The following is a 770-nucleotide window of genomic DNA, read 5'->3' as shown; positions in this document are numbered from 1 at the left end:
AATATATTCACGTTCCGATTTTTACGATATTCGGCACGGAATTTATCCACGTCGCTTTCCCAAAGCGGCAGACGGCGGTTTGGTTGACGTACATATTTCTTTAAAATGCCGTGGTATACCATATCATAGGCGGTCGCCATAAGCTTGGTCTTGAAACCCTCACAATGAATCGGTGTCAGAATTGCCGCTGTCTGTGTCTGCAAATCCGACAGAATGTTGTCTATGTCGTCGCCGATAAGAGCAGGAACACAGCCGTTGCACACGATGATTGTCTCCGGCCGAAACTCGCGGTCGGCAAATATTACCGCCTCGCGCAGTTTCTTTTCACCGCCGTGTATGACGTCGTATTCGTCGAGGTTAGTGCTGAGCCAGATAAGCCCTTCGGAGGCAGGATTACGCAGTTGTTTGAATGTCTTGTTCTGCCCGATATTTCCAGTGGAACAGATGCCGCAGCCTATCGGCGCATGCATGATGACCACGGCGTTCCGTATTGAGTTGAGTATTGCGAGGCTCAGCGTGAATTGGCAACCCTGCGCCTGCGTAAACGAACGAGACGACAGGTTGGTGCAACCTGCCGCTAGTGCGCGGTCACAGGTAAACACTTGCGAGCAGGTGCCGCCGAATGCAATGCTTGCGTGGAGCCGATCTTCTCTGCTGGGCGCAGATTTCGCGTCTAAATAGTTCATAGAAACTCCTTTATCTCCCTGCTACGAGATATGTGATAAGGTCTTCGACGAGCGAAAGCCCGCCGGAAAAACCTGCATAAGCTC

General features: G+C 51.3%; 1 protein-coding gene. It reads right to left on the bottom strand.

Annotated elements, in window-relative coordinates:
• Window positions 1-686, bottom strand: a 686-nt coding sequence (locus tag AWU74_RS06785) for a nitrogenase component 1 (RefSeq protein WP_306701047.1), incomplete at its 3' end; no start/stop codon positions are given.
• Between the last annotated feature and the right edge of the window lie 84 nt (window positions 687-770).

The sequence above is a fragment of the Treponema endosymbiont of Eucomonympha sp. genome, assembly GCF_001028545.1.
Note: the sequence above shows the minus strand (reverse complement) of the source record. Positions and strands in the feature narration are given on the sequence as shown.